This is a genomic window from Frankia sp. QA3, assembly GCF_000262465.1.
GTDB lineage: Bacteria > Actinomycetota > Actinomycetes > Frankiales > Frankiaceae > Frankia.
The window spans coordinates 7,534,541-7,561,531 of record NZ_CM001489.1 but is presented as its reverse complement, the minus strand read 5'-3'; the positions used below and the strand labels follow the sequence as shown (position 1 = coordinate 7,561,531).

Genomic DNA, 26,991 nt, shown 5'->3' with positions numbered 1-26,991 from the left:
CCTTCTGGCGGGCGGCTTCCAGCGCCGCCTGGGACTCGTCGGGGCTGACGTCATAGAGGCCGAGACGCTCGGTATCGGCGCTGTTTACCCAGATCAGAGGCCATCCGCTCTGTGCGGCGGACCATGCGTGGGCACAGTCAAGCCGAAGCCTCCGGGCTCCGACCGTCCCGCCGTCGATCCCCTACCGCGCCACCCGCGACCTCAAGATTGTCTCCGAGCTCCTTGGCCACGCCTCCGTCCACTTCACCGGTGACGTCTGCACCTCGGTCTTTGCTGATGCTGATCGGGCCGCCGCGAGGGCCGCGGCCGAGATCATCCCTGCGGTTCCGGATGCTACGGTCCCTCTGGTGACCGCGATCGTGGGCACCGTGGTCGGGCTGACGTTCCTGTTCGCGTTCGGGAACGTGGCGACGCTCGGTATCCGTCTCGGGATGCCAACCTACGTCGCGTCCCTCGTCACCCCGGCGGTCGACCTCTCGGTCGTGGCGCTTCTGATCGGCACGCGATTCGACATTCGCGGATGCGCTGCCTCGATTCGCTGGATCGCGGGCCGTCGGCGCTGCGATGATTTCGCGCCTGGAGGGTGGGAGTGCATCATGGCAGCGGGCCATCCGGTCGGTCTGGCTTTTCGGGATGCTTCGTTCCCTGTCCTGGGCGCACCGGCAAGGCCGGACATCGGCCACAGGACTATCCGAGCGCCAATCGGACCAGACTGGCCGCCGGTTCCGGGCGAGCGGACGTCCCCGACCTGGTATCCAGGCCGGGGCACTCGTGGTCTCGGGCGGGTCAGCCGGCCGTCGGCACCGGCACGGTCTCAACGACCACGGCGTACAGGCCCTGACCGACAGGGCTCCAGTCGCTGACGTGGCGGACTTCAAGGGACGAGAGCAGGTTGTCGGTGGCCTCGCCGAGAGCGGGGAAGCCAGCCGCCTGATCGGCGGCGTAGCTGCCCGGCGTGAGGTAGATCGCGTCGAGGTGGCCGATGATGGCGCCTACCTTGTCGGCCTCACCGCGGACGATGCGGACCTCGCGGGTGTCAGCGTCGACATGCACGTAGGTGTTCGTGTCGGTCAAGGGTGCCTCCTTGGGGTGGCAGAGATCGGTTCGGTTCGTGCAGGAGTCAGCCTTGCGCAGCGACGTAGACCCGTGCCACGCACCCCCTGAGGTGTTAGGCCTCGGGGGCATACGTCATCTCGCGGTCATCTCGCGAGGCCAACTCCAAACCGATGGTGGCCAAATCCGGGTCTCGCCGCAGTTGCGGATACGTTCAGCGGTAGATGCCATAGGTGCCGATCCGCAGCCAGATGATGTGTGGGTCAGCGCGGTTGGGGACTCCCGTGCCGTACTTCCGAAGTGCTCGGCCGCCGCGCGCCCAGCGGAGGTCAAACACGCCGTCTTCGCTGGGTCGCGATGGGGATGGGGAACGCTGGCGGGCAATCAGTGCCTTCACCAGCGCCACGGGCGAGGGGAGCACCGCGGTATGCACCGGCGGCCTATGCGTCGTCGCCCAGCAAGGCCTACGCGGGCCCCGAACAGGGACGATGCTCGGTGATCGTGCCGATCAGAACATTGTCCACGGAGGAGAGCAAGCGTTCCGAACGCCTGGCGGTCCGGGCACTTCCGGGCCGCCAGGTGACCGTGATCGTGGTCAGTGCGGCTGGTCGAGTTGGCTGGCGACGAGCGGGAACTCCGCCTTGAGGAGCATGGTCAGTTGCTCCTGAAGTTCGCGCAGCGCGGTCGTGGCGATGCGCCACACGATGGACCAGTCGACCTCGAAGTATGTATGCATGGCGATGTTACGAAAGCCTGTGACGGACCGCCACGGCACGCCCGGCCAGCGCGCGGATCTCGGGCGAGACTCGCCCCGCCGCCTCACCTATCACCAGGAGCTTCTACGGAACGGCGCTCTGGATCAGGTCGCTCGCTGCGAACGCGGTCTCGTCGACGTCCCGGACGAACGTCGTCGCGGCGGCCGCGGCTTCGATCATGTCGACGAGGTACAGCTCATCACGCCGCCTGGAGGACCCGAGCCTCCGCGAGCACCCGATCGCGGATGACCCACTTCAGCCGGGACTTGGGCACCAGGTCGACGCGGCGACCGACGATCATTTCGAGCTCGTCTCGGAGATCGACGATCTCGAAGCCAAGCGTCGAGTCAGGCGCCAGCACGTACAGCAGGTCGACGTCCGAGGAGTCGGTGTCCTCGCCGCGCGCCACCGAGCCGAAGACGGACAACTCGGCGACGCCATAGCGCCGGCACACCTCGGCAATCCGGCTGTCACGCAGGTCGACGGTCACCCGGCCATTATCACCTCCAGGCAGCGACGCGACTCGAGCACCGCCGCACGCGAGACGCCTGCGCGCGTCACCCGTGGGGCGCGAACCACCCCACCACCCGACCGCGAGCGACGCTCGCGAGGTGCGTCTGGTCATGCGCTTCAGATCGGCCAACGCCTCAGGGTCTGTCACCGTCCACCCCTGGATGACGTACGGGCGCGGTCCGTCGCGTAGAGCGTCGGGCACTGTCCCGACTGCGAGTACGTGCCGAGCAGCGTCAGTCGCATGAGGCCATCCTCCTCGAACATGCGCGAAAGGAACATGCGCGAAAGATTCTCGACCGTCGTCGATAGGGAAGGCAGAGTGGTCAAGGGCAGTGGTCGGATCTGTTTGTCGGGGAACCGTCCCGACCAGGTCGCCCCCTGCCCCGGGGAAGGCCGCGGACGAGCAGCGCGCTGACATCGCGCCCGTTCCCCAAACCGCCGGTCCGATCGCCGCCTACCCCCGCGGAACGTTCCTCCGCGCCGCCCTCTGGGCGCCCATTGCCAACATCCGGGAACGACTACGCACAGCCATCGGCACTGTACTCGGTCCGGACCAAGTGTCCGAGGAGCCGGCACGGTTCAAGCCCCGAATCAGCGTCACCAACTGCAACGCCACCCCCGGAGGGGAACCCGCGATCGCTTCCTCGGCTACGAGATATCCGTAGAAGGAGGCCAGAGCGGAGAGCCACCTCGCGACAGTTGCCGGGCTCTTGCCCTGGATCTCCTTGGCCTCGCGTGCGTGGGCGTCAATGTGACCGCGAAGAGGCTTGGTCACTCTTCGACGTCGGTGCCGGGGAACTTGTACGCCCAGGTGCTGTGATCGTCGACGCCGACCAGCGTCTCGTCGGTGCCCAGTCCGATGGTGAGGTAGCGCCGGCCGCCCAGCCCCACCGCGGCCAGCTCGTGGACCGGGCGGGGCCCGAACCCTGCCGGTGGCCGACGCCCCGGTTTCGACCGGAGCAGCGGCGGGAATCCCGCCGGTTCGCGCGGCGTGCCATGCACGCCGCGCCGGACGGGACGGGAGGCTGGCGCATGACCAGTACCGATCACGAACTCGCCGATGCCGTCAGCACCGTGCGCTATGAGGTACATCGGCTGTCCGTCGCGACGGACCTGAGCTACGAGGAGACGGTCCGCCGCTATGAGCAGGCGGTTCCCGCCCTCGACGAGGCACGCTTCGCCGCCCTCGCCGCCGGCGAGCCGACCTGGGACGACGTCCGGGTCGCGACCGCACCGAACGCGCCGCACGACTTCCTCCGCTATTGGCGCGGCGAGTTCACCTGGATGTTTCGGGCGGCCGGCGACGAGGGGCGGTGCGTCGAATATCTGATGGGCAACCATGTCATCGCCGAGCGGATGTTCCGCCATGACCCGGGGGTGCTGCTGCACGCCCCGCTGCGGACCACGATCCACACCGACCGGGCGGGCACGACCTGGTTCAGCGTCGACCAGCCGAGCACGCATTTCCGCAGCTACGGCAACCGGGCGATCACGATCGTGGGCATCGAGCTGGACCTGAAGCTGGCCGCCCTGCTGGAGCACCTGGGCCTGCCCGTGCCCGCGGCGCTCACCGCCGGCCGGGTCCCCACCCACGCCGGCTGACTCACCCCGCCGCCGACCCGGCACCAGCGGCGGCGGCGACGGCGCTGCCGTCAGGACAGGGTGGCGAGCCAGTTGGTCAGCAGGTGCGCGCCGGCGTCGCCGGATTTCTCGGGGTGGAACTGGGTGGCGGCCAGGGCGCCGCGCTCGACGGCGGCGGCGAACGGCTCGCCGTGCTCGCCGACCGTGTCGCCGGCGTCCGGGTCGGCCTTCGCCGCGTAGGAGTGGACGAAGTAGAAGCGGGTGTCCGCGCCCAGCCCGGCGAACAGCGCGGACGCCGCGGGCGGGCGCACCGTGTTCCAGCCCATGTGCGGCAGGATGGGCGCGGCGAGACGGCGTACCTCGCCGGGCAGCACCCCGAGCCCGTCCGTGCGCACCCCGTGTTCGTCGCCGAGTTCGTAGAGCACCTGCATGCCCACGCAGATGCCGAGCACCGGCCGCCCCGCCGCCACCCGCTCCCGCACGACGGGCGCGGCGCCCAACCGGTCGATGCCGGCCATGCAGGCCGCGTACGCGCCGACGCCGGGCACGACGAGTCCGTCGGCGGCCAGGGCCGCGTCGAGATCGTCGCTGACCGTCACGTCGGCGCCGACCCGGGCGAGCGCCCGCTCCGCCGAACGCAGGTTCCCCGAGCCGTAGTCGAGGACCAGCACCCGCGGCCGCCGACCCGCTGACGTCGACGCCGCTGACGTCGACGCCGCTGACGTCGACGCCGCTGACGTCGACGACGCTGACGCCGTCACAGGACGCCCTTGGTGGACGGCACGCCGGCCACCCGGGCGTCGAGGGCCACCGCGTCGCGCATGGCCCGGGCGACCGCCTTGAACTGCGCCTCGACCACATGGTGGGCGTTGCGGCCGGACAGCACCCGCACGTGCAGCGCGATCCGCGCCGACGCGGTGATCGACTCGAAGATGTGCCGGGTCAACGTGGTGTCGTAGGTCCCGATCAGGCCGACGAGGTCCGGCTCGACGTGCACGCAGTACGGCCGGCCGGACAGGTCGACCGCGGCCTGGGCGAGGGCCTCGTCGAGGGGAACCAGCGCGTCGCCGAAGCGGCGGATGCCGGCCTTGTCGCCCAGGGCCTCGCGCAGCGCCGACCCGAACGCGATCGAGGTGTCCTCGACCGTGTGGTGGGAGTCGATGTGCAGGTCACCGCGGGTGCGCACGGTCAGGTCGAACCCGCCGTGCTTGCCGAGCTGGGACATCATGTGGTCGAAGAACGGGACGCCGGTGTCGGAGTTCGCCACGCCCGTCCCGTCGAGGTCGAGCTCGACCAGCACGTCGGACTCCAGCGTCTTGCGTTCGATCCGCGCGGTGCGGGCCATCGGGGCTTCCTCGGTCTTTCTGGTCGCGGGTGGGGACCGGCGTCGGTGGCGGGGTCAGCCCGTGGCCAGAGTGACGACGCCGTCCGGGGCGACGTCGCTGCCGGCGAGGACCCGGCCGAGCGCGGCCAGGAACGCGTCGACCTCGCCGGGTAGCCCGGCGGTGACCCGCAGCCAGCCGGGCAGGCCGAGGTCGCGCACGAGCACCCCGGCGTCGAGCAGGCCGCGCCACACCGCGCGCTGATCGGCGAACAGGCCGAAGAACACGAAGTTGGCGTCGCTGGGGGCAAGCCGCAGGCCGAGGGCCGGCAGCTGCTGCACGATCCGGTCCCGCTGCGTCTTGACCGCCTCCACCGTGGCGAGCAGCTCGTCGGCGTGCGCGAGCGCGGTGCGGGCGACCGCCTGGGTGAAGCTGGACAGGTGGTAGGGCAGCCGGACGAGCTGTAGCGCGTCGACGACGGCGGGGTGCGCGGCGAGGTAGCCGACCCGGGCGCCGGCCAGGGCGAACGCCTTGCTCATCGTGCGGGTGACGATGAGCCGCGGGTGGCGGGGCAGCAGCGTCAGGGCGCTGGGCACCCCGGCCCGGCGGAACTCGGCGTACGCCTCGTCGACGACGACCATGCCGCTGCCGACGCGCCCCATCGCCTCGCAGGCGGCGACGACGACGTCCAGGGGCAGGGCCGTGCCGGTCGGGTTGTTCGGCGAGCAGAGGAACAGCAGCGCCGGGCGGTGGCGCTCGACGGCCTCGATGACGGCCTCGGCGGACAGGGTGAAGTCCGCGGCGCGTTCCTCGCGGACCCACTCGGTCGCCGTGGCCAGGGCGATGAGCCGGTGCATCGAGTAGGACGGCTCGAAGCCGACCGCGACCCGGCCGGGCCCGCCGAACGCCTGGCAGAGCTGCTGGATGACCTCGTTGGAGCCGTTGGCGGCCCAGACCTGGGCGGTGTGCACGCCGAACCCGGCGTCCGGCGTCAGGTAGTAGGCGAGGTCGGCGCGCAGGGCCTCGGCGTCGCGGTCGGGGTAGCGGTTGGCCTCGGTCGCGGCGAGGGTCGCGGCCTTGCCGAGGGCGTCGACCAGGCCGATCGACGGCGGGTGCGGGTTCTCGTTGGTGTTGAGCCGCACCGGCACGTCGAGCTGCGGCGCCCCGTAGGGGGACAGCCCGCGCAGGCTGTCGCGCAGCGGCAGCCCGTCGATGTCCAGCGGGCGCCAGGGCCGGTCGTCCCCGGCGGGCCCGGCGTCGGCGCTGTGGGACGCCTGGATCGTCATCGGAATCGAACCTCCACGGCGTCGGCGTGTGCGGTGAGATCCTCGGCCCCGGCGAGCGCGGCGAGGCGCGGGGCGACGGCGTGCAGCGCGTCGCGGGTGGACTCGACGACGTGGACCTGGCGCTGGAAGGCGGCCACGGCCAGGCCGCCGGAGTGGCGTGCCGTCCCGCCGGTGGGCAGGACGTGGTTGGAACCGGCGAGGTAGTCGCCCAGGGGGACGGGGGCATGGGGGCCGACGAACACCGCCCCGGCGTGGCGCACCCGGGCGGCGACCGCCCCCGCGTCGGCGGTGTGGATCTCCAGGTGCTCGGCCGCCCACGCGTCGACGACCGCGAGGCCGGCGTCGACGTCGGCGACGATCGCCACGGCGCCCTGGCCGGCGAGGGCCTCCTCGACCCGCTCGCGGTGGCGCGTCGCGGGCACCTGCTTGCCGAGCTCGATGTCGACGGCGTCGGCGAGCTCCACCGACGAGGTGACGAGCAGGCAGGCGGCCATCGGGTCGTGCTCGGCCTGGGCGATGAGGTCGGCGGCGACGAAGGTCGGGTCCGCGGTGACGTCGGCGAGGATCGCGACCTCGGTGGGGCCCGCCTCGGCGTCCACCCCGACCACGCCGCGCACCAGCCGCTTGGCGGCCGTCACGTAGACGTTGCCCGGGCCGGTGACGACATCGACGGGCGGGCAGCTCGCGGTGCCGTAGGCGGCCATCGCGACCGCCTGGGCGCCGCCGGCGGCGTAGACCTCGTCGATCCCGAGCAGGGCGCAGGCGCCGAGCACGACCGGGTGCGGCAGGCCGTCGTTGTCGCGCTGCGGCGGGGAGAACACGGCCAGCGAGCCGACCCCGGCCTCCTGGGCGGGCACCACGTTCATCACGACGCTGCTCGGGTAGGCGACCCGCCCGCCGGGCACGTACAGCCCGACCCGCTCGACCGGCACCCACCGCTCGGTGACCGTCAGGCCCGGGCCGACCTCGATCGTGACCGCCTCGCGCAGCTGCGCGCGGTGCACCGCCCGGCTGCGGCGGATCGCCTCGACGAGCGCGTCGCGCACCGCCGGGTCGAGGGCGTCGGCGGCGGCGGCGAGCGCCGCCTGCGGCACCCGCAGGCTGGCCGGACGGACCCCGTCGAACCGGGCGGCGGCGTCGAGGACGGCGGCGTCGCCACGGGTCCGCACGTCCTCGCAGACCGGCCGGACCGCGTCGACGGCGGCGTCCACGTCGATCGCGGCCCGGGGCAGCAGGCGGCGGACATCCGCCGCGGAGGGCACCGCAGCCCGCAGATCAAGCCTTCTGAGCACGATACGAGACTAGCCGCCGAGCCGGGGGGCGGTGAAATCACAGTTCGCGCCGGGGTGTCACGCTGATTGTGTGACCGATCCCCGTACCCCGCCGCCCCCGGCCGGTCCGTCGCCTGCGCCCGGTCCGGTGCTGTCGTCGGGTCCGACACCGGCGCCCCCCACCAAGGGCGCGGCTTCGCCGGCGGGGCCCCCGAGCGCGCCCGGGGAATCGTTGGCGACGCTGCTGCACGGCTACCGGGTGCACGCCCGGGCGCCCCGCGGGGTCGTTGCGGCGCTGACCGAACGGCCGCGGACCCTGCGTGCTCTGGTCCAGGACTCGGGCCTGCCGCGCCGCTCCGTCGAGGAGATCCTCGACCGCCTCGGCGACGATCTGCGGACCGGGACCGGCGGCACGTTCGTGCTGCGGCCCGGCGCCGTCGACCGCTACCGCACCATGATCGACTATGACGAGCTGCGCGCGGGCACCCCGTTGGACCCGCTCGCCGCGGAGATCGGCCGCCACGGGGCGCTGGTCACGACGATGCACGAGCTCATCGCCTCGGCTCCGCGCCCCCGGACCGACCTGGACCACGTGCCGGCCACGGCGGCGACGGTGGTCCGCCGGGCCGTCTGGCTGTCGACGCACTATGATCTGCGCGAGGCCCACCTGCTGTGCGTGGGTGACCACGACCTGACGTCGCTGGCCGTCGTCCTGCTGGCCGCCGCGGCGAGCCCGGGCCCGGCGCGGCGCGGGCCCACCGTCACGGTGGTGGACATCGACGAGGACCTGCTGGAGTTCCTCGACCGATCGGCCCGGTCACGGGACGTGCGGCTGCGGTGCCTATACGCGGACCTGCGCTTCGGGCTGCCGCCGTCGGTGGCGGGCGGTGCCGATCTCGCCTTCACCGACCCGCCCTACACCCCGCAGGGTGTGTCGCTGTTCGCCGCGCGCGGCGCCCAGGGTCTCGCCGACCGGGAGCGCGGCCGGGTCCTCGTCGCCTACGGGTTCAGCGAGCGAGTGCCCACCCTGGGCTGGAAGGTGCAGCGGGCCCTGCTCGACCAGGGGCTCGTCTTCGAGGCGATCTGGCCGGCGTTCCACACCTACGAGGGCGCCGAGGCGGTCGGCGCCCGCGCCGACATGTACGTCTGCCAGCCGACCCCGGCCACCTGGAAACACCTGGACCGGCCGGCACCGGCGCGCGGGCCGGCGGCGACGGCGATCTACACCCGTGGCCGGCAGTCCACCGAGAGCCGGCCGGCACCGCTCGCGGGGCCCGTCGTCGCCGCGGCGACCCGGTTCCTGGCGGCCGCGCCGGGCCGGGGAGTCTTCGTCGGCGAGCGCCCCGAGCTGGACGCGGCCCACGCGGCCCACGCGCACCTCGCGACGGTCCTCGAGCGCGGGCTGCCGACGGCCGCGGCGGGGGCGGGCGGGCCGCTGTCCGCCGTCGCCGACCTGTCCGACGATCCCGGCCCCTGGCTGACCCGGCTGCTGCTCGCGGTCAACGCCGACCGGCTCGCCGTGATCGTGAACGCCGACCATCGCGTGCTGGGCGCCGGGGGCTGCGCCCGGGGTGCTCTCGACCCGCTGCGGGCGAAGTGGGCGGCCACGCCCGAGCACGACCTCGCCCTCGACGACGAGGGCCGGGCCGGGGGCGCGACCCGGTTGGTGACGTTCGCCGCGGTCGACCCCGCCGTCCTGGACCCCGGCGCGCGCCTCGCCCGCTGGCTGTTGGACCGCCCGCACGGGAAGATCGGCAACGTCTGGCGCGACGGCCTGATCCGGATCGTCCGGGAGGCCGACGGCCGGGTGCTGGCCCAGCGGGAGGCCCTCGCGGCCGCGCGCCGGGCCGTGGGCGACGCCGACCTGCTCGCCGTCCGGCTGATCGACCTGCCGCGGCACACGCTCGCGTCCACGCTCACCGCCGCGGCGGTGAGCGCCACCCCGCAGACCTGACGGCATCACGATCGACGACGTTCGCCGGTCTCCCCGGCCGGACCCGAGGCCCGCCCGGCCCACGGCCCACGGCCCACGACTCGCGACTCGCGACTCGCGGCTCGCGGCTCGCGGCTCGGAACCGAGGTCACCGGCAGTGGGTGCGGGCGCGGGGACGCGGGGGTCATGCCGCGGGACGTCGCACCCTGACGTAGCGGGAGTCCTAGGGTGAGTCCCATGGCGACGCCCGCAGGCCACCATTTCAGGGGACACGTGCCGGACCCGCCACGCCAGCCCGACCCGGCCGGCGCCCGGGTCCTCGTGGTCGAGGACGACGACGGGCTCGGGACGCAGCTCGTGCGCGGGCTGGACCGGGCCGGCTACACGGCGAGCCGGGTGCGCACGGGTGCGGCGGCCCTCGCCCAGATCGGCGGTCCCACCCCACCCGACCTCGTGCTGCTCGACCTGGGCCTGCCGGACATGGACGGCGCGCAGGTGTGCCGGCGCATCCGCGAGCACACCGACACCCCGGTGATCGTCGTGACGGCCCGAGGGGACGAGGCCGACCGGGTCGAGGCGCTCGACCTCGGCTCGGACGACTACCTGGTCAAGCCGTTCGGGTTCGCCGAGCTGCTGGCCCGGATGCGGGCGGTGCGCCGGCGCACGGCCGGCCGGGCGGGCGCTGAGGACGCCGACCTCGTCCGGCACGGCCCGCTCACCCTCGACCGGCGCAGCCGCCAGATCACCGTCGACGACCGCCCCGTCGCCGTCACCGCCCGCGAGTACGACCTGCTGGCGTTCCTCGCCGCCGACCCGGGCCGGGTGCGGACCCGGCAGGAGATCTTCACCGGGGTCTGGGGAGACTGGTTCGGCTCGCCGAAGGTCCTCGACGTGCACATCGGCGCAATCCGCCGCAAGCTGGGCAAACCGGAGCTGATCGAAACGGTGTACGGGGTCGGTTTCCGGTTGGCCGGCGTGCCCGGTCCCGGCGCCGCCGAGCCCGGCGCCGTCCCGGCGCGCGACAGGCTGGAGGAGCTGGCGCCGCACCCCGTGGTGCCCACCCAGGGGGCCGCGCCGGATGCCGCGGCCAGACCGGCCGACCCTGGCCGCCGGCCGGCGCGGGATGGCCGGGGGCGGGAGCTGCCGGGCCGATGAGCCGGCGGATCCTCGCCGCCCAGCTCCTGCTGACCGCGGCGCTGCTCGTCGGGCTGTGCGTCCCGCTGGGCCTGGACGCCACCCGGCATGACCGGGCGCTGTTCGGCCTGCGGCTGTCCGCCTCGACCGACGCCTACGTCGCCGAGGTGAAGTGGCGGCGGCTGTCGCCGGACGCCACGCCGCTGCCGGTGCCCCGCCGCGACGGCGCGGACGGCCCGCCCGACGAGCTGCGGCTCTACCGCGCCGACGACAGCCTGGTGGCCGACACCGGCGAGGACATCCCGGTCACGCGGGCGGAGCTCGCCCGCGCACACCACCACAGCGTGACGATCGAGCCGAGCGACGCCAACCGGCATCGAATGATCATCGTGACCCCGGTGTCCAACGCGAACGGCCTGGTCGGCGTCCTCGCGGTCGCGCGCAGCGACTACGGGCTACGCGCCTCGATCAACCACCGGTGGACGATGATCGTCATCGGCGGCGTCCTGGTCGCCCTGGCGGCGCTGGGGATCTCCATCCTGCTGGCCCGCTGGGTGGGCCGCCCGCTGCGCCGGCTCGAACACGCCGCCGGCGAGCTCGGCGCGGGTGACCTGTCGATCCGGGCACGGGCCGTCGGCGGCCCGCCGGAGGTCCGGGAGGTCGCGGCGACCTTCGACGCGATGGCCGACCGGATCCAGTCCCTCGTCGACAGCCAGCGGCGCTTCCTCGCCGACGTCTCCCACCAGATCCGCACCCCGCTGACCGCGATGCGGCTGCGCCTGGAGCTGCTGGAACAGGACGTCGACGCCACGATCGCCGGGGAGGTGGCCGGCACCCTCGTCGAGGTGCACCGACTGTCCCGCATGGTCGACGGGCTGCTCGCCGTCTCCCGGGCCGAGCACGCGCCGACCGCCGCCCGGCCGGTTCCCCTCGCGCCGGTGACCGCGCAGCGCTGCCTGATCTGGCGGCCGGTGGCCGCCGCCGCGGGGATCGCGCTGACCTGGGACGTCGACGACGGGCACATGGTGACGAGCGTCCCCGGGCACCTGGAGCAGATCCTCGACAACCTGCTCAGCAACGCCCTGGAAGCCACCCCGCCCGGCGGCCGGATCCGGATCGAGTCGCACCCGGCCCCCGCGGCCCAAGGCCAACCGCCGTCGGGTGCCGTCGACGCGCCCACCGACGGGCCCGTCGACACGCCCACCGACACGCCCACCGGCACAGCGACCGGCACGGCGACCGACGCATCCGGTACCGCCGATGCCCGGGAGGCCGCGGACCTGCCGGGGACCATGGCCGGGCCGGCGATCCGGCTCACCGTCACCGACAGCGGGAACGGCATGAGCGCCGAGCAGCGGCGGGCGGCCTTCCGCCGCTTCGGCGCCGCCCACGGGCGGGTGCCGGGCCCATCCCAGCGGCCCGGCACCGATCGGGATGACCCGGACGGGCCGGCCGCCGGCCGGGACCAGACGCCGCGCCGCGCCGATCGGCGGGGCCACGGGCTCGGGCTCGCGATCGTGCACGCCCTGGTGACCGCCGACGGCGGGACGATCACGCTGGCCCCGGCCGTGGGCGGTGGCCTGTGCGTCGTGCTCGACCTGCCGTGCGCGACCCTGCGGTGTGGCGAGAGGGCCGGACCGGTGCCGCCGCAGCGGGCCGCCGCCGGGCACCTCGGGCAACCATCGGAACCCGGGCTCCTGGAAGTCGTCGACGACACCTATCAGGACAACACCCAGCGGGACAACACCCAGTGGGACTAAACCCAGCGGGACAACGAAGCCTGACGAGAACCCTGACGAACACGCGGTGGGATCACCGCCACCCGTGGTCCCATCTGTGATCTTTACTGTTTCTTTCCCGGCCGGAGCGCGGCAACGCGCCGGCAATGCGCCGCAGGGCGGTTATTTTCGCACCGAGCGACCAGGGACGGAGCACCCACTGATCATGCCTAGAAGCCCCGCACAGCGGATTCGGGAAGCCACGGCGCTCGGCGCCGAGACGGTTCGCCGCGAGGTCACCAGAAGCGGCGGCCGGGGCCCGAAATCCGCCTTTCTCAACAGTACAATCGGTGCCTATCTGACCGAGCACAGCTCGCCGCCCGACGAGGTCCTCGGTGACCTGTCGGCCGTCACCGCGGCGCTGCCCGAGGCGGAGATGCAGGTGCCAGCGGAACAGGGCACGCTGCTGACCATCCTGACCGCCTCGATCGCCCCCCACCGGGCCGTCGAGGTCGGCACCTTCACCGGCTACTCGGCGCTGTGCATCGCCCGCGGTCTGCCGGACGGCGGCCGGCTGCTCTGCCTCGACGTCAGCGAGGAATGGACCGCGATCGCCCGCCAGCACTGGGATCGGGCCGGCGTGTCCGACCGCATCGACCTCGTCCTCGGACCGGCCGCCGACAGCCTCGCGGACCTCCCCGAGGAACCCACCTTCGACCTGGCCTTCATCGACGCGGACAAGGTCTCCTACCAGCGCTACTACGAACTTCTCATTCCCCGCATAAACCCCAACGGGGTCATTATCATCGATAATGTTCTCCAATACGGCAAAGTTGTGCGCCCCCGGTCGGACAATCCGGCGGTGGTCGCCGTCCGGGAGTTCAACCGGCGGCTCGCCGCCGATTCCCGGGTACAGGTGGTGATGCTGCCCGTCGCCGACGGGCTCACCATCGCCCGCAAGCTGCCCTCCCCCCGCAGCGGCGACTAACGCTGGCGGCGACTGGCCATGTCACACCGCGGCCGGCGGGCCCGTCCCTCCCGGCAGGGGTCGCCGTTCGGGCGTCCCCACGCCGGGGCGACAGGCCCCGGCCGGCAGGAAGGGACCGGAGATGACCCAGCGGTTGAACATGGCGGAGGTCGCGCCGGAGGGGTACCGGGCGATGTTCGGCCTGGAGCGCTACGTTCGGGACAACGTCGACACCACGGTCCTGGAGCTGGTCAAGCTGCGGGCGTCGATCATCAACGGCTGCTCGTTCTGCGTGGACATGCACAGCCGGGACGCGCTCGCGGCCGGGGAGTCCGCGCGCCGGCTGTTCGCGGTCGGGGCCTGGCGGGAGACGCCGTTGTTCGACGAGCGCGAACGGGCGGCGCTCGCGCTCACCGACGAGGCCACCCGGCTCGGCCCGGACGGGGTGAGCGACGAGACCTGGGCGCTGGTCACGAAGAGCTGGTCGGAGAAGGAGGCCGCGGACCTGATCCTCGCCATCGCGACGATCAACGCGTGGAACCGGATCGCGATCCCGAGCCGGCTGAGCCCGCCCGTCGACGTCTGAGCCCGCCCGCCGGCACCTGAGACCGCCCGCCGGCACCTGAGACCACTCGTCGACGTTCGAGCCCGCCCGCCGCGCCCAGTACCCGCGTCCCGCGAGATGCGGTGTTTGCGTCGCCGAAACAGACACGGGTCGCTGGCGGTCCTAGCGTGGCGGTTGGGCGCCCGGCGCCGGGCGAACCGCCACCGGGTGCGGTCGTCCGGCGCCGGGCGGGCCGGGACGCCGAGCACGGTCGACGGGCGGCCCGCTGGGCGGGACGACGGGACGACGGGTCGACCGGCGAGGGCGGGAGCAGGTCATGGACTACCCCCAGTACCTGCGGTCGGTGCCGAAGGCGGAGCTGCACTGCCACTTCGAGGGCACGGTGCGCGCGGCGACGTTCGCCGACCTCGCCCGCCGGCACGACGTCACGCTGCCCACCGAAAACGTGGCCCGGCTGTACGACCACGACACCGCCTGACGCTCCCGGACCACCGCCTGAGCCCGTGGCGCCGGCGCTGGCGTCAAAGGGTGACGGAGGTGTCTCCGGGGTAGAGGGTCCAGCCGTCGCCCGCGCGACCCCAGCCGCTGGACGCCCAGGCGCCGCCGTCGATGTTGAGGGTGACGCCGGTGATGTACTTCGCCCGGTCGGAGCAGAGGAACACCGCCGCGTCCCCGACCTCGTCGGCGTGGCCCTCCCGGCCGAGCGGGACGTAGCGCTCCACGTCGGACTGGCGCTGCGCCGTCAGCGGCGGCAGGTTGTCGGGGTCGACCGGGCCGGCGAAGATGCCGCGCATGCCGGCGGTGGCGGTGTGGTCGGGCGCCAGGGCGTTGACCCGGATCTGGTCCTCGCCGAGTTCCAGGGCCATCGTCCGGGTGAAGGAGATCATGCCGGCCTTGCAGGCGGCGTAGACGGCATACAGCGGCGCCGCCCGCTGCCCCTCGATGCTGGTGATGTTGAGGATCGACCCGCCGGTGCCGCCCGCGGCGATCAGCGGCGCGGCGGTCGACGTCGCCGCGATCATGCTGACCAGGTTGATGTCGATGTGCCGGCGCCAGCTGCGCTCGCGCTGCTTCAGGAAGCGGTTCGCCTTCACCCCGCCGGCGTTGTTGACGAGGATGTCGAGCCGGCCGAACTCCCCGTGCGCCGCGGTGATCGACTGCGCCAGCGCCTCGGTGTCCATCACGTCGGTGGGCAGCGTCAGCGCCGTGCCGCCCGCCTTGGAGATGATCTCAAGCGTGCTCGCGGCGCGCTGCGGATCGATCTCGACCAGCCCCACCGACACCCCGACGCGGGCGAGCGCCACCGCGATGGCCTGCCCGATGCCGGCCCCGGCGCCGGTGACCACCGCGGCCTTCCCGGCCAGGCCCAGCTCGAACGACTGCTCCGGGATCGCCTGCGTCATCGTCGCTGCTCCTCTGGCACGGCTGGACGGAATCTGGCACTGCTGGACAGCAGCAACACCTGGTGAGACACCAAACCATCACGCACCGACCAGCGGCAACCGGACGCCGACGCCCGGCCGACCATCCGCCTTCACCGCGGCCACGGCCGACCCGAAGCGCGCATACCCGCGAGACCGACGTGCACGCCGTGCCGACGCTGGAGCCTTCTGACACCGGCGGCTACCGTACGCGCGTGTCCAATATCGCTGAGGAGCCAGCGAGCGAGGCGGTCGCAGTGCCGGGCGGGTCGTTGTGGACCTTGTCGCGGGGGGCGGGGCTGCCGTTGGTTCTCGCGCATGGAGGGCCAGGGCTGTCCAACAACCTCGAACCCGTTGCGGGGATGGTCGACGATCTCGCGCGCGTACACCTTTACGACCAGCGAGGCTGTGGACGCTCCCGGGCGAACGGGCCGTTTGACATTGCCACCCTCGTGGCCGACCTGGAGGCTCTGCGCACGCACTGGCGGCACGAGCGTTGGGTGGTCGGCGGCCATTCCTGGGGCGCGGCGCTCGCGCTGTTCTACGCTCTCGCGCACCCTGACCGCACGCTCGGCGTCATCTACCTGGCCGGGACGGCCATTCGCTGGGGCTGGAAGGACGGCGTGCAACGCGAGCGGCTGAGTCGCCTCACCGCGGCTGAACGCCAGGAGCTGAGGGCGCTCGGCGCACGCCTGGAGAGCAACGGGGACGAACGCGACCGGGCACGGTTCCTGCGTCTGATGTGGTCCACCGACTTCGCCAGCCGTGCGGCGGCAGCCGTCCTGGACAGCCAGCCGCTGTACAGCTTTCCGCGTGCCGACGCGGTTGCGCGAGCGGTTCAGAACGACTGGAAGGCTCGACTCGATGAAGGTATCGAGGACGACCTGCGGAGGCTCACGGCGCCGGTGCTCGTCGTTCATGGCAGGCGCGACCCCGACCCGACGGGGGCACGCGAGGTTGCGGACCTGGCGCCGTGTGGCCAGTGGGCACCGCTTGACAACGCCGGGCACTCTGCGTGGCTCGAGCAGCCGGCGGCGATGCGTCAGGTGCTACGCGCCTTTCTGGGCTCGCTGCGTTGAGGAATCGAGGACCCGGCCGGTGCCGGGCAGGGCGAGCATCCGGTCGAGCAGGCGGGCGAGGAAGACGGTGTGCCGGTGCAGCAACGCCCGGTCGAGCTTGTCGAGCTGGTCGCCGGGGCCGACCTGGAGCAGGTACGCCGGCCCGCTGATGAACGCCACCGTCGGCAGGCCGAGCCGGTAGGGGAACGTGCCCTCGCCGTAGAGCCCGTCGCCGGTCGGTGGGAGCACCCCGGCCCGCGCGAGCCCACCGGCCCGCACCTCGTCGAGCGCGAGCCGGCGCAGCCGGTCGCTGTGGCCGACGGCGACGACGACCGGTTCGCTGCGCCCGGTCGGCCCGTAGGGCGCGGTGCCGCCACGCTCGTCCCAGCCCATCGCGCCGAGGTGCTCGGCGACGAGCGCCATCGCGATCGAGGCGCCCGTCCGCGGGTGGTGGCGCAGCCAGGCGTCGGGCTTCACCGTCGCCGCGTCCGCGGTCATGTGCGCCGGGGAGAACAGGAACAGCACGTCGCGCCCCCGCCGCGCCGCCGTACGGCGGGCGAGCCGCTCGGCGAGGACGAGCAGGGCCGGGCCGCCGTTCTCCTCGACCGCGTTCTGCCCGTCGGTGTGCGTGGCGACGAGCACGCCGCCGTACGCCGCAGCGGCGACGCGGTCGGCGCCGGGCAGCCGGGCCAGCAGGTAGTCGACGGTGCTGTCGTCATGGCGGGCGGTCAGGACGACGGTGGCCCGCAGCGGGCCGAGCGCGAGCAGGGCGCGCAGCCGGGCGCCCTGCTCCCGGTCGACGTGCAGGGTCGGCAGGCCGGCGTACCGCTGCTGGTGCGGGGTGTACTGGCCGGCGGCCAGGGGCGGCGGCAGATCGAGAATCTCGATCATCGCGACGGCGCCGTGCCGGCGGGCGAGGGCGAGGTCGGGTGGCGCCGGGACGCCGAGCCACACCCGCGAGTAGTCCTCGGCGGCGAGCCGCGCCCGGGCGCCGGGCGGCTCGACGGCGTCGGCGAGGTCGGTGAGCACCTGGGCACGCAGCCGGCTGACCCGTCCGTCGGCGAGCACGATTGCGCCGCGTACCGACCGACCGCGGTAGTCGGCCGCACCGCCCGCGCCGACGTCCACCACCGACGCCGTCACCCCGCGGGTCGACGTCTCGCCGGAGTACGGGCGGTAGGAGGCGACGGGCACCGTGGCGCTCGCCCCGCGCGCGTCGACGACCCGCAACGACCAGTCGTCGGCCAGCCAACGCGCGAGGCGGACGGGATGGCGGGTCACCTCGAGCCCGCCGCGGCGCAACCGGGCGTCGAGGTCGTCGATGTGGCGATGGTGCGCCGGCGACCCGGGCAGCCGCGGGCCGAACGAGACCATCCGCTCGACCGACTCCCACAACACGTCCGGACCGACGAGGCCCGCCCACCCGCCCCGCCCCGGTCCGGTCATCGCCGGGGCCCCGTCATCGCCGGGTTCTCCTCATCGCCGCGGCCCCGCCATCCGCGCAGGCTATGCCCGTTGCGCCGCCGGGAGCATCACCCGGTGCGGGCGGTCAGCGGGCGGTCAGCGGGCGGTCAGCGGGCGGCGCCGAGGACGGCCGTGCGCAGGGCGGCGACGTCGGTCAGCCCGGCAAGGACGGCATCGGCGCCGGCGGTCCGCAGGTCCTCGGCGCTGCTGGCGCCGGTGGCCACGCCGACCACCCGCACCCCGGCGTCCTGAGCGCCCTTCACGTCGTGGGGCGTGTCCCCGATGACGACGGTCCGGCCGGGCGGGAAGGTCGATCCGTACCCGGCTTCGGCCCGCTTCACGGCCAGGCGCACCAGCGTCGCCCGGTCGTCGCCGTCGTCGCCGTACCCGCCCACCGCCAGGTCGAGGTGACCTGCCAGCCCGAAGGCGGCCAGCTTGGTCTCGGCGACGGCCGGCAGGTTTCCCGTCACCACGGACTGCACGATGCCCGGACCGCTCAGGCCCGCCAGGGCCTGCCCGGCGCCGGGCAGGCGGCGGCCGCGGGCGCGCATCCGATCCTGGAGCCCGCGGGCGGCCTCGCCCAGGGCCGCGTAGAACTCCGGCAGCAGCGCCCGCGGATCGGCGATGCCGTTGCGGCGCAGGGTTTCGGCGATGATGGCCCGCTCGGTGCGCCCGGTCATGTCGGCCAGCTCCTGCAAGGGACGGCCGATCACGGCCTGGAAGGCCTGGGCGTACATCTGCCGGCTCACCCCACCGGTGTCCAGGAGCGTGTGGTCGACGTCCCACAGGATGAGGGCGGGCGTGGCAGGCACCCCCACACGATCTCATGCCGGGCCCTGGACCGAGCACGGCACGGATCTCTCCGACGCCGGGCGAGGCCGAACGGGCACGGGCTGTGAACGACACCATGAGGCCCGAAACGAGGGCCTGAGGGCTGCACTTCACTATGCTTGCGCCGTCCAGCTACTACAACACGTAGAAGTGGAGCTGGCCCACCCCAGGGATCTCCCCGCGGCACATCGCCACCGTGCGCCGCCGCCACGTCCGAGTCCGGAGGTCATCCCATGCTGTCCGAACGTTCCGCCGCCGTCGTCGGAGCGACCGCGGGCGTGGTCGCCGAGCACGCCGTCGAGATCACCGCCGCGTTCTACCCGCGCATGTTCGCCGCCCATCCCGAGCTGCTGCACCTGTTCAACCAGGGCAACCAGGCCACCGGCGAGCAGCGCCAGGCGCTGGCCGCGGCCGTCGTCGCCTACGCCGGCCACCTGCTCGGCGGTTCGGGGCCGTCGTTCGCCCCGGTGCTGCGCCGCATCGCGCACAAGCACGTCTCGCTGGGCGTGCGGCCCGAGCAGTACACGATCGTGGGCCAGCACCTGCTGGCGGCGGTCGGCGAGGTGCTCGGCGACGCCGTGACCCGCGAGGTGCACGACGCCTGGGACGAGGTCTACTGGCTGTTCGCCACCGCGCTCATCGCCGAGGAGGGTCGGATCTCCCAGCGCGTCGGCGCCGACCCGCAGCGCGTCTGGCGGCCCTGGCGGGTAACCGCGCGCACCGCGGCGACCGCCGAGGTGGTCTCCTTCGACCTCGTGCCGGCCGGGCCCGAGCCGCTGCCGACCTACCTGGCCGGCCAGTACATCTCCGTCGCGGTGGACCTGCCCGGCGGCGGCCGGCAGGCCCGGCAGTACAGCCTGTCCCGGGCGCCCGGCGCGGGCAGCCTGCGGATCACGGTGCGGCGGGTGCCCGGCGCCGGCGGCGCGCCCGCGGGCGTCGTCTCCTCCCACCTGCACGACCAGGTCAAGGTCGGCGACATCCTGGACGTGAGCCCGCCGACCGGCGACGTCACGCTCGCCACCGGCGCCGACCCGCTCGTGCTGATCAGCGCGGGCATCGGCGTCACCCCGATGATCGCGATGCTCGGCCACACGGCCCGGCTGCAGCCGGAACGCCCGGTCGTGGCCGTGCACGCCGACCGCTCACCCGACCACCACGCGCTGCGCTCCGAGATGATCGAGATAGGCGCCCTGCTGCGGGACTTCCACCTGCACACCTGGTACGAGTCCGGTGCCGGGTCCAGCACCGCGGCGGGCATCGGCCGGGCGGCGGGCGTCGGCAGCGCGAGGGGCGCGGCCGGCACAGCGCGGGGCGAGTCCCGCCACACCGGCGCGCTCGACCTCGACGCGGTTCCCCTGCCCGACGGTGCCCGCGCCTACCTGTGCGGGCCGCTGCCGTTCCTGCGCGACGCCCGCGCGGGCCTGCTGCGCCGTGGCGTGCCGGCGCAGCGCATCCGCTACGAGATCTTCGGCCCCGACCTGTGGGCCGGCGCGCCGGCCTGACCGGCGGCGAAGGCGTCTTCGTGGGAGGTGCCGGTCGGAGTCGTCAGCGGTCGAAGCTGTTCCGGTCGGGCACCGCGAACCCGAGGGCGCCCAGCCGGTCGACGATGTGCCGCGGCGTCCAGCGCAGGCGGTAGGACGCGATGAGGATCTCGGCTCGGGAGAACGGTCTGTCGACGTAGCGTCCCCGGGAGTCCCGGAGCATGGCGACGATCAGGGCATCGGCGCCGTCGACGAAGGCGTCACGCGCCGACGTCGCCAGCGACGGGCCGGCGTACCCGAGCGCGGCCAGCCGGCCGAGCACCCGCGCCGGTGTCCACCGTAGGTAGCCGGCTGCGGCGATCACATGCGCCAGCGGGACCGGACCGCGGCCGAGCCATGGCCCGCGACCGTCGAGCAGCGCGCTGAGCAGGATCGCGTCCCGCGCGGTCGGCTGCGGCCCGCCTGCCGACCGCCGCCCGGATTTCCCCGAAGGGGCTGGACCGACGTCAAGATCGAGACCGAGGCCGGTGAACAGTGCCATCACCTCGCCGGGCGACCGGCGGGTGAACTCCGCGACGCCGAGAACCTGCGCGGCCGAGATCGGGTCGACCGTCGGCCCGGCCGCGTCGGTCCGGAAGAAGGCGACCGTCACCGCGGCCCGCTCGTCGCGGTCGATCTCCCGCAACCCGTCCGGCACACCGAAGCCGAGCCGGACGTACCGCTCGCGGACCTCGGCCACGTCGCACCCGAGCACGCAGGCCGCGTGGAGCAGATGCGCCCGCGACAGCACGTGCCTGCCCGGCAGCCAGGGCGGCTCCCCGGTCAGCTCCCGGGCAAGAAGGATGATGTCCACGGCATCCACGTCGGGAACGTCGGGGAACCCGGGCACCCCACGCAGTCCCAGCTCCCGCAGGCGGGCAGCGAGATCCCTTGGCCTGCGGCCGGTGTGCCCGGCGACGGCCAGCAGGTGGCCGTAGGGCACGGGTCCGTCGGTGAGCCAGGGCCCCTGCGCATCGATCTCCAGGCTCAGCAGGTCGAGATCATCACTGTCCACGACTACATCGAGGTCCCGGTTCCAGTCCTCGTTGAAAGGTCCGGTTCCGTATGCAGGAAGCCCGAGTTCGACCAGCCACCGCGCCAGATCACGTGGCTTGCGGCGGGTCATGCACGCGGCAGCGAGCAGTGCCGCTCGACTGGGAGCGCTCCAGACTGGCTCTGCGGTCAACGGATCGGCGAGATCGAGCAGATCCACCAGGAGCCGGGTGTCCTCGCCCGCGGGCGCGACGTGGGGTATCGGCTCGGTCACGAAGCCGAGGGAGCCAAGCCGGCGCGCAACGTCAGCCGGGGATCGGCCGGTGAGGGCCGCGGCCATGAGCAGGTGGGCCGTGGGGACGGGACCGTCCGGCAACCACGGCCCATCGAGCGTGACATCGCGGGCGAGCAAGACGGCATCCTCGATGTCGATAGGAGAGGCGTCCCATCCCATCGGATCGGCGACCGCGACGCCGAGATGCCGGACGCGAGCGGCGAGCTCCTCGGGGTCCCGCCGCAGTCGGTTCGCGGCCGCGAGCAGGTGGGCGATCGGAAAGAGCTCGTCCTGGCGCGGCTGCAGCGACATCTGCGCGCTGTCGAGGCTGCGGCTGAACAGGATCGCGTCCTCCATCGTCAGGACGACATCGGTCAGCTCGGGCACACCGATGCCAAGGCCGTCCAGGAGGCGCGCCGTGTCCGCCGGCGTCCGGTTCAGCGAAGCGGCGAGGGCGAGCACGTGGACGGGCCCGAGCGGGCGCCGGTCGACGAGGCGCCGCAACCACCCGTCGTCCGTACCGGTGACCGCCCGGACGTCGGCGTCAGCGCGGCCGTCGATGTCCGCCACGGCGAAGCCACACTTGCGCAGCAGCGAGGCGACCTCGTGGGCCGGCCGGGACGTCTCCTGCGCGGTTCGCCACACGGCCAGCCGGGAAACGGGCACCCCCACCTGTACGAAGGTCCCGCCCGCGTCCCCCCGGAAGATCTCGGGCTCCTGCTCGCCGAGGTGACCGAGCCGGCTCCCGCTCAGGGCGACCGGAAACCCAAGCTCAGCGAGCAGGTGCGCGACCTCCGACGGCCGCGCCGCCGTCCGCACCGCCGCCATGAGCACGAATCCGGCCGGCACCGGTCGCTGATCGAGACTGCCGTTCTCGTCGAGGTTGAAGATCTGCGCAGCCTCGATCCCGGACGACCTGGCGGCCTCGGGCGAGAGCGCTGGCGCTCGGTAGCCGAGCGTTCTGAGCCGATCGCGAATGGCGGGCGCGGGCTGGTCGGTGTGCAGGGCGGCGCGCAGCACGTGGGACAGCCGGACCCGCCCGGTGCCCAACCACGGCGCTCGACCGGTCAGGCCTCTGCTCAGCAGCACGAGATCGAAGGGGTGCATCGCCGGCACGGACCTGCCGGATGGGAAGGTCTCCACGCCGAGAACGCGGAATCGCCGGATGGACTCCGCGAGGTCGAGTCCGAGGCGCTGGGCGGCCAGCATGGCGTGGCCAAGCGGCACCGCGCTCCAGTAAGGCGGATACCGACCATCCAGATCGACGGTGACCAGGAGAAGATCCGCCCGCGTAACCTCCGGCACCGTCACGGACCGTCCCGCGATCGGAAGAAGGCCCAGCCCTCGTAGGCGCTTGACGATCTCCGCGGTCGGACGCCGAAGGAGACCCGCGAGGAACAGGATCAGGGTGGTTCGGACCTCCGGGTCGGTGGCGAGGAAGCGGCCGCTCCACCAGCCGGCCAACACGAAGTCGCTCGGCAGGGACGGGGAATCGGGCGCGAACGCGCCACCCGCGGCGGACCAGGCCGCAAGCCGGCGGAAGATGATCGAATCGGGTATCGACCAGTAGCCGAACCCGGAGCTGACACGGGCGTGCGCCGCGGGCGGCAGAAGCTCGCCGTCGAGGGGGAAGCACCCCACCCGCTCGACGGGGACCACCGCCCCACCGACCGCCGGCCACGTCCTGCCCGGGATCGCGAGCAGCGCCCGCAGGACGGCGTCCGCGACCAGTGGCAGGTCGCGAGCCAGAGCGGACAGCCACTCCTGGGTGATGTCGAAGGCGCCCGCGGCCAGCAGGGTCGGCACCGCGGTCGTGATCCAGTCGTCGATCGCCGCCTCGTTGACGAGCTCCCGGATCTCGTTGCGGTCGACCGAGAGCTCCGGCGTGAGCTCGCCGGTGAGGTTCACGACGAGGCCGAACACCACCCGGCCCACCCACAGGCCGTCGGCGAGGACGGCGCCTGGGCCGTTGGCCCACCAGATGCCGTCACCTGCCGGGACGACCGGCGCCGTCCAGCGGCGGATCTGGGCGCCGGCCAGCGGGTCGTCGTCACCTACGGGGGCGGAGTCGGCAAGCTCGCCCGGGGACCAGTGCGCGCGGGCGAGGCCCTCGCTGGCCTCCGTCTCGAACTCGGCGACCCACAGGATGCGACGAAGCATGTCGACGCAGCTCACCGCCGCCTTGCCCGCCTCGCGGCTCAGGTGCAGCCGCACGCTGGTACCCGCGGCGCTGCCGGAGCCGAGATTCTGGACCCGGAAGAGATTTCCCGGCCCGGCGATCGTGACCCGCAGGCGGTCGCCCGGCTGGCCGTCCGGGCCGAGCCGGCAGGTCTCGATCGTGATCTCATCGGCGATCATGAAGTAGGACAGCACGCCGACGCCGAAGCGGCTGTTGGGGTGGAACTCGATCGGCGGGTCGCAGGACTTCCAGGCGACCATCTCCTCGACGACCTCGGGCAGGTCCACCGAACGGGTGCCGGCCTCGGCGAAGACGTCGGTGAGCTCACGCAGCCCCATGCCGATGCCGTTGTCGCGGCATTCGAGGTAGGCGCCGCCATCCGGCTCGAACCCCTGGGCGAAGGTGATCCGCCCGGTCCACGCGGTCGCCCGTCCGGCGGTGCGGGCCAGGTACTGCTCGCGGGCGCGCCGGTAGCGGCAGGCGTCGAGGGCGTTCTGGTAGAGCTCGCGAATCGCCAGCCCTCGGTCGGTGTAGAGCTGCTCGCCCATGAGCAGCTCCTGGACCTTGTCCTCGGCCAGCCGGAACTGCGCGCCCGCCGAGCTGTAGACGGGCCGCCCGTCGACCTCGACGGCCCGCACCGCCTCGGCGGTCGCGTGGGTGGGCAGATAGGCCAGCGCCGGGATCTCCCCAGCGGCGCGGTGCGCCTCGGCGAGCAGGCTGTCGAGCTCGGCGGTGTGGCGTTCCAGGGCGACCTGGACGGCCTGGTGCTGGCAGCGGGCGGACAGGGCCCGGCCCGAGCGGCCCCGGTGCTGCCACTGCGCCCCGCGGATGGTCTCGCCCAGCAGGCCGAGATCGACCGGGTCACCCACGCCGAGGTGTTCGACGATGACGTCCGGCAGCGCGGCGGGTTCGAGGGCCATCCGCTGGCCCACGGTCACCAGGTAGCCGACGAGGCGTTCCCGCAGGGTCATCTCGTCCCCGGTCGCGGGTGCCACCGTCACCAGATCGCGCAGCGCCGCGGGCTGGCCGGGTCGGTTCAGATGGGCGGGATCGGCGCGCACCGCGGTGAGCAGCGCGCTCGCCCGCGAGGCGGTGAACACCTCGCCGGCGGGTGTGTCGGGGTCGAGCCCGACGAGCAGGCCGGCGAGCGCCGGCCCCGTGTAGGACGCCGGCCGCCGGGCCACCCAGCGGTGCGCGAGCCACCACCCGATGGCCTCTGCGGCGCCGGTGTCGCCGGTGCGGCGGGTCCGGTCGATGCGCCGCAGCAGCCGCGGGTGCAACCTGGTGAAGTTCTCGAACTCCGTCTGGTCGGCCTCGTCCCCACCGGCCAGCCGATCACCCGACCCGGGTCCGCCGGGATGGGCGATCGACGCCCGTGCGACCAGGGTCGTCCACAGGGTTTCGTGCAGGAACGGCACCACGATCAGCAGGGCGGCCTCGGCCGGTGAGAGCGGCGGCGGGTCGGCGGGCAGCCGACGGACCAGGAACTCGATCCGCTTCATCAGCCGGAGCGCGAGCATCTGGTCGAGCCAGGGATCGGCCTGCAGTCCGGCGGCGGCGTGGTCACGCGCGGCGCCGAGGCGGCCGACGAGATCGACGGTCGCCGTCCGCAGCTCCTCGGCGGCCGGACTGTTCGCCATGAGCGTCCACGCGACGTGCCGGTCGGCGGCACGTCGCCAGGGATGCTCCGGGGACGCCGGGGAGCCCGGGGAGGCCGCGGCCGGGAAGGGGCGAAACGCGCGCGGGTCGCAGTGCAGGACCGACCGCAGCGTGCAGGGCGCCGGTCCGGTCCCGGAAGCGCCCGGACCGGCGGCGGCCAGGCGGTGGCGCAGCGTCTCCTCGAGCGTCTGCACGTCGGCCGGGACCGAGGGGGTGGCCAGGACGTCCAGCAGGGCCCGCAGCAACGGCGATCCGCCGCCCGGGTGCGGCGACTCCCGGATCAGGTAGGCGACGTCGGTGCCCGCAGCGGTGGCGAGGCGCCCCGCGGCCCAGCCGTCACCGGTCGCGGCCGCCCGCACCTCGTCGTCGGCGAAGTCGTCGGCGGCGAAGTCGTCGGCGGCGAAGTCGTCGGCGGCGAAGTCGTCGGCGGCGAAGTCGTCGGCGGCGAAGTCGTCGGCGGCATCGACGAGCACCAGCACCCGGCCGGCGGCACTGCGGGAGATCGTCGCGGACCAGTCGAGGGGCACGCACAGATCCCAGAACGGCTGGTAATCGAGATCGGCGTCGGCGGGGACGAGGAAGTCGCGGCCGTCGTGGTGGACCCCGTGGCCGGCCAGGACCAGCAGCAGCGTGTCGTCGGGCGCCGCGTCGCGCAGGAAGGCGTGGATCGCCGACTTGATCGCACTCGCGCCGAGCCGCGACCGGTCGTGGACGTCCGCCCGATAACCGACCCGCTCCAGCGCCTCGGCCGTGGCGTCCACGAGCGGCGCGAGCCACGGCGCCGCGGGCAGGCCCTCCCCGTCGTAACCGGGCACGCCGATGAGCAGTGCGCGGCACTCCCCCGCCGTCGCGGGCTCCGACCTCGTCGGCGCCGCCGCCCCCGACCGTGCGGTCGAGGCGGTCGAGGCGGTCGAGGCGCCGTCCGGGAAGCCGGGAAAGAACGGCGCACGGCGGGCGCCCGGGGCTTTCGGCGGGATGGGTCCGCCGCCGGGGAAATGCGGCTCGGCGGGAGGCTTCGCCCGGCCGGAGATCGCGGCCTGGACGGCGTTGAGGAGGGCGTCGCGGGCGCCGTGCGCCGCCAGGCCGAACAGGTCGACGGAAACCCTGGAGCCGAGCACACCGGGGCGCGGGCAGTCCTCGATCCGCACCGGGAGCAGGCGGCGGGCCGCGCCGTGCGGATCGGCGACGAACGCGGCCTGCCACTCCTGCTCGCCGTAGACCGAATCCAGGTAGGCGGCGGAGAGGACCGCCAGCGTGCGGGTGCTGTACCGGATGCCGTCCTGCATGGCGGCGGACCAGTTGGAACCCGCCACCATGTCCCAGGCCTGCACGAGCACCCGGAAGTCCGCGGCCTCGAGCTGCCAGGCGATCCACTCCGCCCAGTCCCGGTCCCGCGCGGTGTAGGAAATGAAGAAATCCCACCGGCCGTCGGTGTGCGGCCGGTCCCATCCCCCGATACCCATCCCACAAATTGTTACACAAGGCATCAGATCG

20 protein-coding genes are annotated in these 26,991 nt (G+C 73.5%); 9 read left to right on the top strand and 11 right to left on the bottom strand.

The features are described from left to right. Nucleotides 1–786: 786 nt before the first annotated feature. From FRAQA3DRAFT_RS30955 to FRAQA3DRAFT_RS30945, 3 genes are all read right to left on the bottom strand, one after another. Nucleotides 787–1,074 (bottom strand): hypothetical protein, encoded by a 288-nt coding sequence (locus tag FRAQA3DRAFT_RS30955; RefSeq protein WP_009743004.1) that lies wholly within the window; start codon nucleotides 1,072–1,074, stop codon nucleotides 787–789. A 574-nt stretch (nucleotides 1,075–1,648) separates the two neighbouring features. Beyond that, nucleotides 1,649–1,789, bottom strand: coding sequence for a DUF86 domain-containing protein (locus tag FRAQA3DRAFT_RS37920; RefSeq protein ID WP_232291832.1), 141 nt, complete (start codon nucleotides 1,787–1,789; stop codon nucleotides 1,649–1,651). A gap of 218 nt (nucleotides 1,790–2,007) precedes the next feature. Next, nucleotides 2,008–2,298 carry a nucleotidyltransferase family protein gene (locus FRAQA3DRAFT_RS30945; protein ID WP_009743002.1) on the bottom strand — a complete coding sequence of 97 codons (291 nt, stop codon included), beginning with the start codon at nucleotides 2,296–2,298 and terminating at the stop codon, nucleotides 2,008–2,010. Nucleotides 2,299–3,353: 1,055 nt separating this feature from the next. Here FRAQA3DRAFT_RS30945 and FRAQA3DRAFT_RS30940 point away from each other — a divergent pair. Next, nucleotides 3,354–3,923: a hypothetical protein gene (locus FRAQA3DRAFT_RS30940; protein ID WP_009742999.1), complete on the top strand. Its 570-nt coding sequence runs from the start codon at nucleotides 3,354–3,356 to the stop codon at nucleotides 3,921–3,923. Nucleotides 3,924–3,973: 50 nt separating this feature from the next. Here the strand turns inward: FRAQA3DRAFT_RS30940 and hisH are convergent, their stop codons facing one another. From hisH to hisD, 4 genes are all read right to left on the bottom strand, one after another. Continuing rightward, nucleotides 3,974–4,573, bottom strand: a complete 600-nt coding sequence (gene hisH / locus FRAQA3DRAFT_RS30935) for an imidazole glycerol phosphate synthase subunit HisH (RefSeq protein WP_009742998.1) — start codon at nucleotides 4,571–4,573, stop codon at nucleotides 3,974–3,976. Nucleotides 4,574–4,659: 86 nt separating this feature from the next. Continuing rightward, a complete protein-coding gene (gene hisB / locus FRAQA3DRAFT_RS30930) occupies nucleotides 4,660–5,247 on the bottom strand; it encodes an imidazoleglycerol-phosphate dehydratase HisB (RefSeq protein ID WP_009742997.1) in 588 nt (195 codons plus the stop codon). 54 nt (nucleotides 5,248–5,301) lie between these two features. Then, the gene (locus FRAQA3DRAFT_RS30925; protein WP_009742996.1) at nucleotides 5,302–6,510 is read right to left on the bottom strand and encodes a histidinol-phosphate transaminase; all 1,209 of its coding nucleotides are present in this window, start codon (nucleotides 6,508–6,510) and stop codon (nucleotides 5,302–5,304) included. Further along, complete coding sequence (gene hisD, locus FRAQA3DRAFT_RS30920) at nucleotides 6,507–7,802, bottom strand: histidinol dehydrogenase (RefSeq protein WP_009742995.1); 1,296 nt, start codon at nucleotides 7,800–7,802, stop codon at nucleotides 6,507–6,509. The genes FRAQA3DRAFT_RS30925 and hisD overlap by 4 nt, the downstream gene beginning before the upstream one ends. Nucleotides 7,803–8,013: 211 nt before the next feature. Here hisD and FRAQA3DRAFT_RS30915 point away from each other — a divergent pair, with 211 nt between their 5' ends. The 6 genes from FRAQA3DRAFT_RS30915 (at nucleotide 8,014) to FRAQA3DRAFT_RS35605 (ending at nucleotide 14,576) form a co-directional block, all read left to right on the top strand. After that, complete coding sequence (locus FRAQA3DRAFT_RS30915; RefSeq protein ID WP_063820827.1) at nucleotides 8,014–9,735, top strand: bis-aminopropyl spermidine synthase family protein; 1,722 nt, start codon at nucleotides 8,014–8,016, stop codon at nucleotides 9,733–9,735. Nucleotides 9,736–9,951: 216 nt separating this feature from the next. Continuing rightward, entirely contained in the window at nucleotides 9,952–10,869 is a 918-nt protein-coding gene (locus tag FRAQA3DRAFT_RS30910; protein WP_009742993.1) for a response regulator transcription factor, read from the top strand. Continuing rightward, nucleotides 10,866–12,608: a HAMP domain-containing sensor histidine kinase gene (locus FRAQA3DRAFT_RS31980; protein ID WP_009742992.1), complete on the top strand. Its 1,743-nt coding sequence runs from the start codon at nucleotides 10,866–10,868 to the stop codon at nucleotides 12,606–12,608. Before FRAQA3DRAFT_RS30910 ends, FRAQA3DRAFT_RS31980 begins: the two co-directional genes overlap by 4 nt. Nucleotides 12,609–12,792: 184 nt before the next feature. Beyond that, the gene (locus FRAQA3DRAFT_RS30900) at nucleotides 12,793–13,554 is read left to right on the top strand and encodes an O-methyltransferase (RefSeq protein ID WP_009742991.1); all 762 of its coding nucleotides are present in this window, start codon (nucleotides 12,793–12,795) and stop codon (nucleotides 13,552–13,554) included. Between the two features lie 121 nt (nucleotides 13,555–13,675). Then, nucleotides 13,676–14,119, top strand: a complete 444-nt coding sequence (locus FRAQA3DRAFT_RS30895) for a carboxymuconolactone decarboxylase family protein (protein WP_009742990.1) — start codon at nucleotides 13,676–13,678, stop codon at nucleotides 14,117–14,119. Nucleotides 14,120–14,414: 295 nt separating this feature from the next. Further along, nucleotides 14,415–14,576 carry an adenosine deaminase gene (locus FRAQA3DRAFT_RS35605; RefSeq protein WP_009742989.1) on the top strand — a complete coding sequence of 54 codons (162 nt, stop codon included), beginning with the start codon at nucleotides 14,415–14,417 and terminating at the stop codon, nucleotides 14,574–14,576. 43 nt (nucleotides 14,577–14,619) lie between these two features. On the opposite strand, the gene FRAQA3DRAFT_RS30890 is transcribed toward FRAQA3DRAFT_RS35605, so the two are convergent. Further along, nucleotides 14,620–15,501: an SDR family NAD(P)-dependent oxidoreductase gene (locus tag FRAQA3DRAFT_RS30890; protein ID WP_009742988.1), complete on the bottom strand. Its 882-nt coding sequence runs from the start codon at nucleotides 15,499–15,501 to the stop codon at nucleotides 14,620–14,622. A 188-nt stretch (nucleotides 15,502–15,689) separates the two neighbouring features. Here FRAQA3DRAFT_RS30890 and FRAQA3DRAFT_RS30885 point away from each other — a divergent pair, with 188 nt between their 5' ends. Then, nucleotides 15,690–16,598, top strand: a complete 909-nt coding sequence (locus tag FRAQA3DRAFT_RS30885) for an alpha/beta fold hydrolase (RefSeq protein WP_157467799.1) — start codon at nucleotides 15,690–15,692, stop codon at nucleotides 16,596–16,598. Here the strand turns inward: FRAQA3DRAFT_RS30885 and FRAQA3DRAFT_RS30880 are convergent. Beyond that, nucleotides 16,569–18,023: a hypothetical protein gene (locus tag FRAQA3DRAFT_RS30880; protein WP_009742986.1), complete on the bottom strand. Its 1,455-nt coding sequence runs from the start codon at nucleotides 18,021–18,023 to the stop codon at nucleotides 16,569–16,571. The two genes, FRAQA3DRAFT_RS30885 and FRAQA3DRAFT_RS30880, sit on opposite strands and share 30 nt — an antisense overlap. Nucleotides 18,024–18,148: 125 nt before the next feature. Further along, nucleotides 18,149–18,859 (bottom strand): HAD family hydrolase, encoded by a 711-nt coding sequence (locus FRAQA3DRAFT_RS30875; RefSeq protein WP_009742985.1) that lies wholly within the window; start codon nucleotides 18,857–18,859, stop codon nucleotides 18,149–18,151. A gap of 246 nt (nucleotides 18,860–19,105) precedes the next feature. On the opposite strand from FRAQA3DRAFT_RS30875, the gene FRAQA3DRAFT_RS30870 reads away from it, so the two are divergent. After that, entirely contained in the window at nucleotides 19,106–20,374 is a 1,269-nt protein-coding gene (locus tag FRAQA3DRAFT_RS30870) for a globin domain-containing protein (RefSeq protein WP_009742984.1), read from the top strand. Between the two features lie 43 nt (nucleotides 20,375–20,417). Here the strand turns inward: FRAQA3DRAFT_RS30870 and FRAQA3DRAFT_RS30865 are convergent, their stop codons facing one another. After that, a complete protein-coding gene (locus tag FRAQA3DRAFT_RS30865) occupies nucleotides 20,418–26,960 on the bottom strand; it encodes a TIR domain-containing protein (RefSeq protein WP_009742983.1) in 6,543 nt (2,180 codons plus the stop codon). Nucleotides 26,961–26,991: the final 31 nt, after the last annotated feature.

Coding starts and splice junctions, on each gene's coding strand:
- FRAQA3DRAFT_RS31980 (WP_009742992.1), top strand. CDS start 10,866: ATGAGCCGGCGGATCCTCGCCGCCCAGCTCCTGCTGACCGCGGCGCTG.
- FRAQA3DRAFT_RS30910 (WP_009742993.1), top strand. CDS start 9,952: ATGGCGACGCCCGCAGGCCACCATTTCAGGGGACACGTGCCGGACCCG.
- FRAQA3DRAFT_RS30900 (WP_009742991.1), top strand. CDS start 12,793: ATGCCTAGAAGCCCCGCACAGCGGATTCGGGAAGCCACGGCGCTCGGC.
- FRAQA3DRAFT_RS35605 (WP_009742989.1), top strand. CDS start 14,415: ATGGACTACCCCCAGTACCTGCGGTCGGTGCCGAAGGCGGAGCTGCAC.
- hisB (WP_009742997.1), bottom strand. CDS start 5,247: ATGGCCCGCACCGCGCGGATCGAACGCAAGACGCTGGAGTCCGACGTG.
- FRAQA3DRAFT_RS30880 (WP_009742986.1), bottom strand. CDS start 18,023: ATGACCGGACCGGGGCGGGGCGGGTGGGCGGGCCTCGTCGGTCCGGAC.
- FRAQA3DRAFT_RS30870 (WP_009742984.1), top strand. CDS start 19,106: ATGCTGTCCGAACGTTCCGCCGCCGTCGTCGGAGCGACCGCGGGCGTG.
- FRAQA3DRAFT_RS30925 (WP_009742996.1), bottom strand. CDS start 6,510: ATGACGATCCAGGCGTCCCACAGCGCCGACGCCGGGCCCGCCGGGGAC.
- FRAQA3DRAFT_RS30865 (WP_009742983.1), bottom strand. CDS start 26,960: ATGGGTATCGGGGGATGGGACCGGCCGCACACCGACGGCCGGTGGGAT.
- FRAQA3DRAFT_RS30940 (WP_009742999.1), top strand. CDS start 3,354: ATGACCAGTACCGATCACGAACTCGCCGATGCCGTCAGCACCGTGCGC.
- FRAQA3DRAFT_RS37920 (WP_232291832.1), bottom strand. CDS start 1,789: ATGCATACATACTTCGAGGTCGACTGGTCCATCGTGTGGCGCATCGCC.
- FRAQA3DRAFT_RS30890 (WP_009742988.1), bottom strand. CDS start 15,501: ATGACGCAGGCGATCCCGGAGCAGTCGTTCGAGCTGGGCCTGGCCGGG.
- FRAQA3DRAFT_RS30895 (WP_009742990.1), top strand. CDS start 13,676: ATGACCCAGCGGTTGAACATGGCGGAGGTCGCGCCGGAGGGGTACCGG.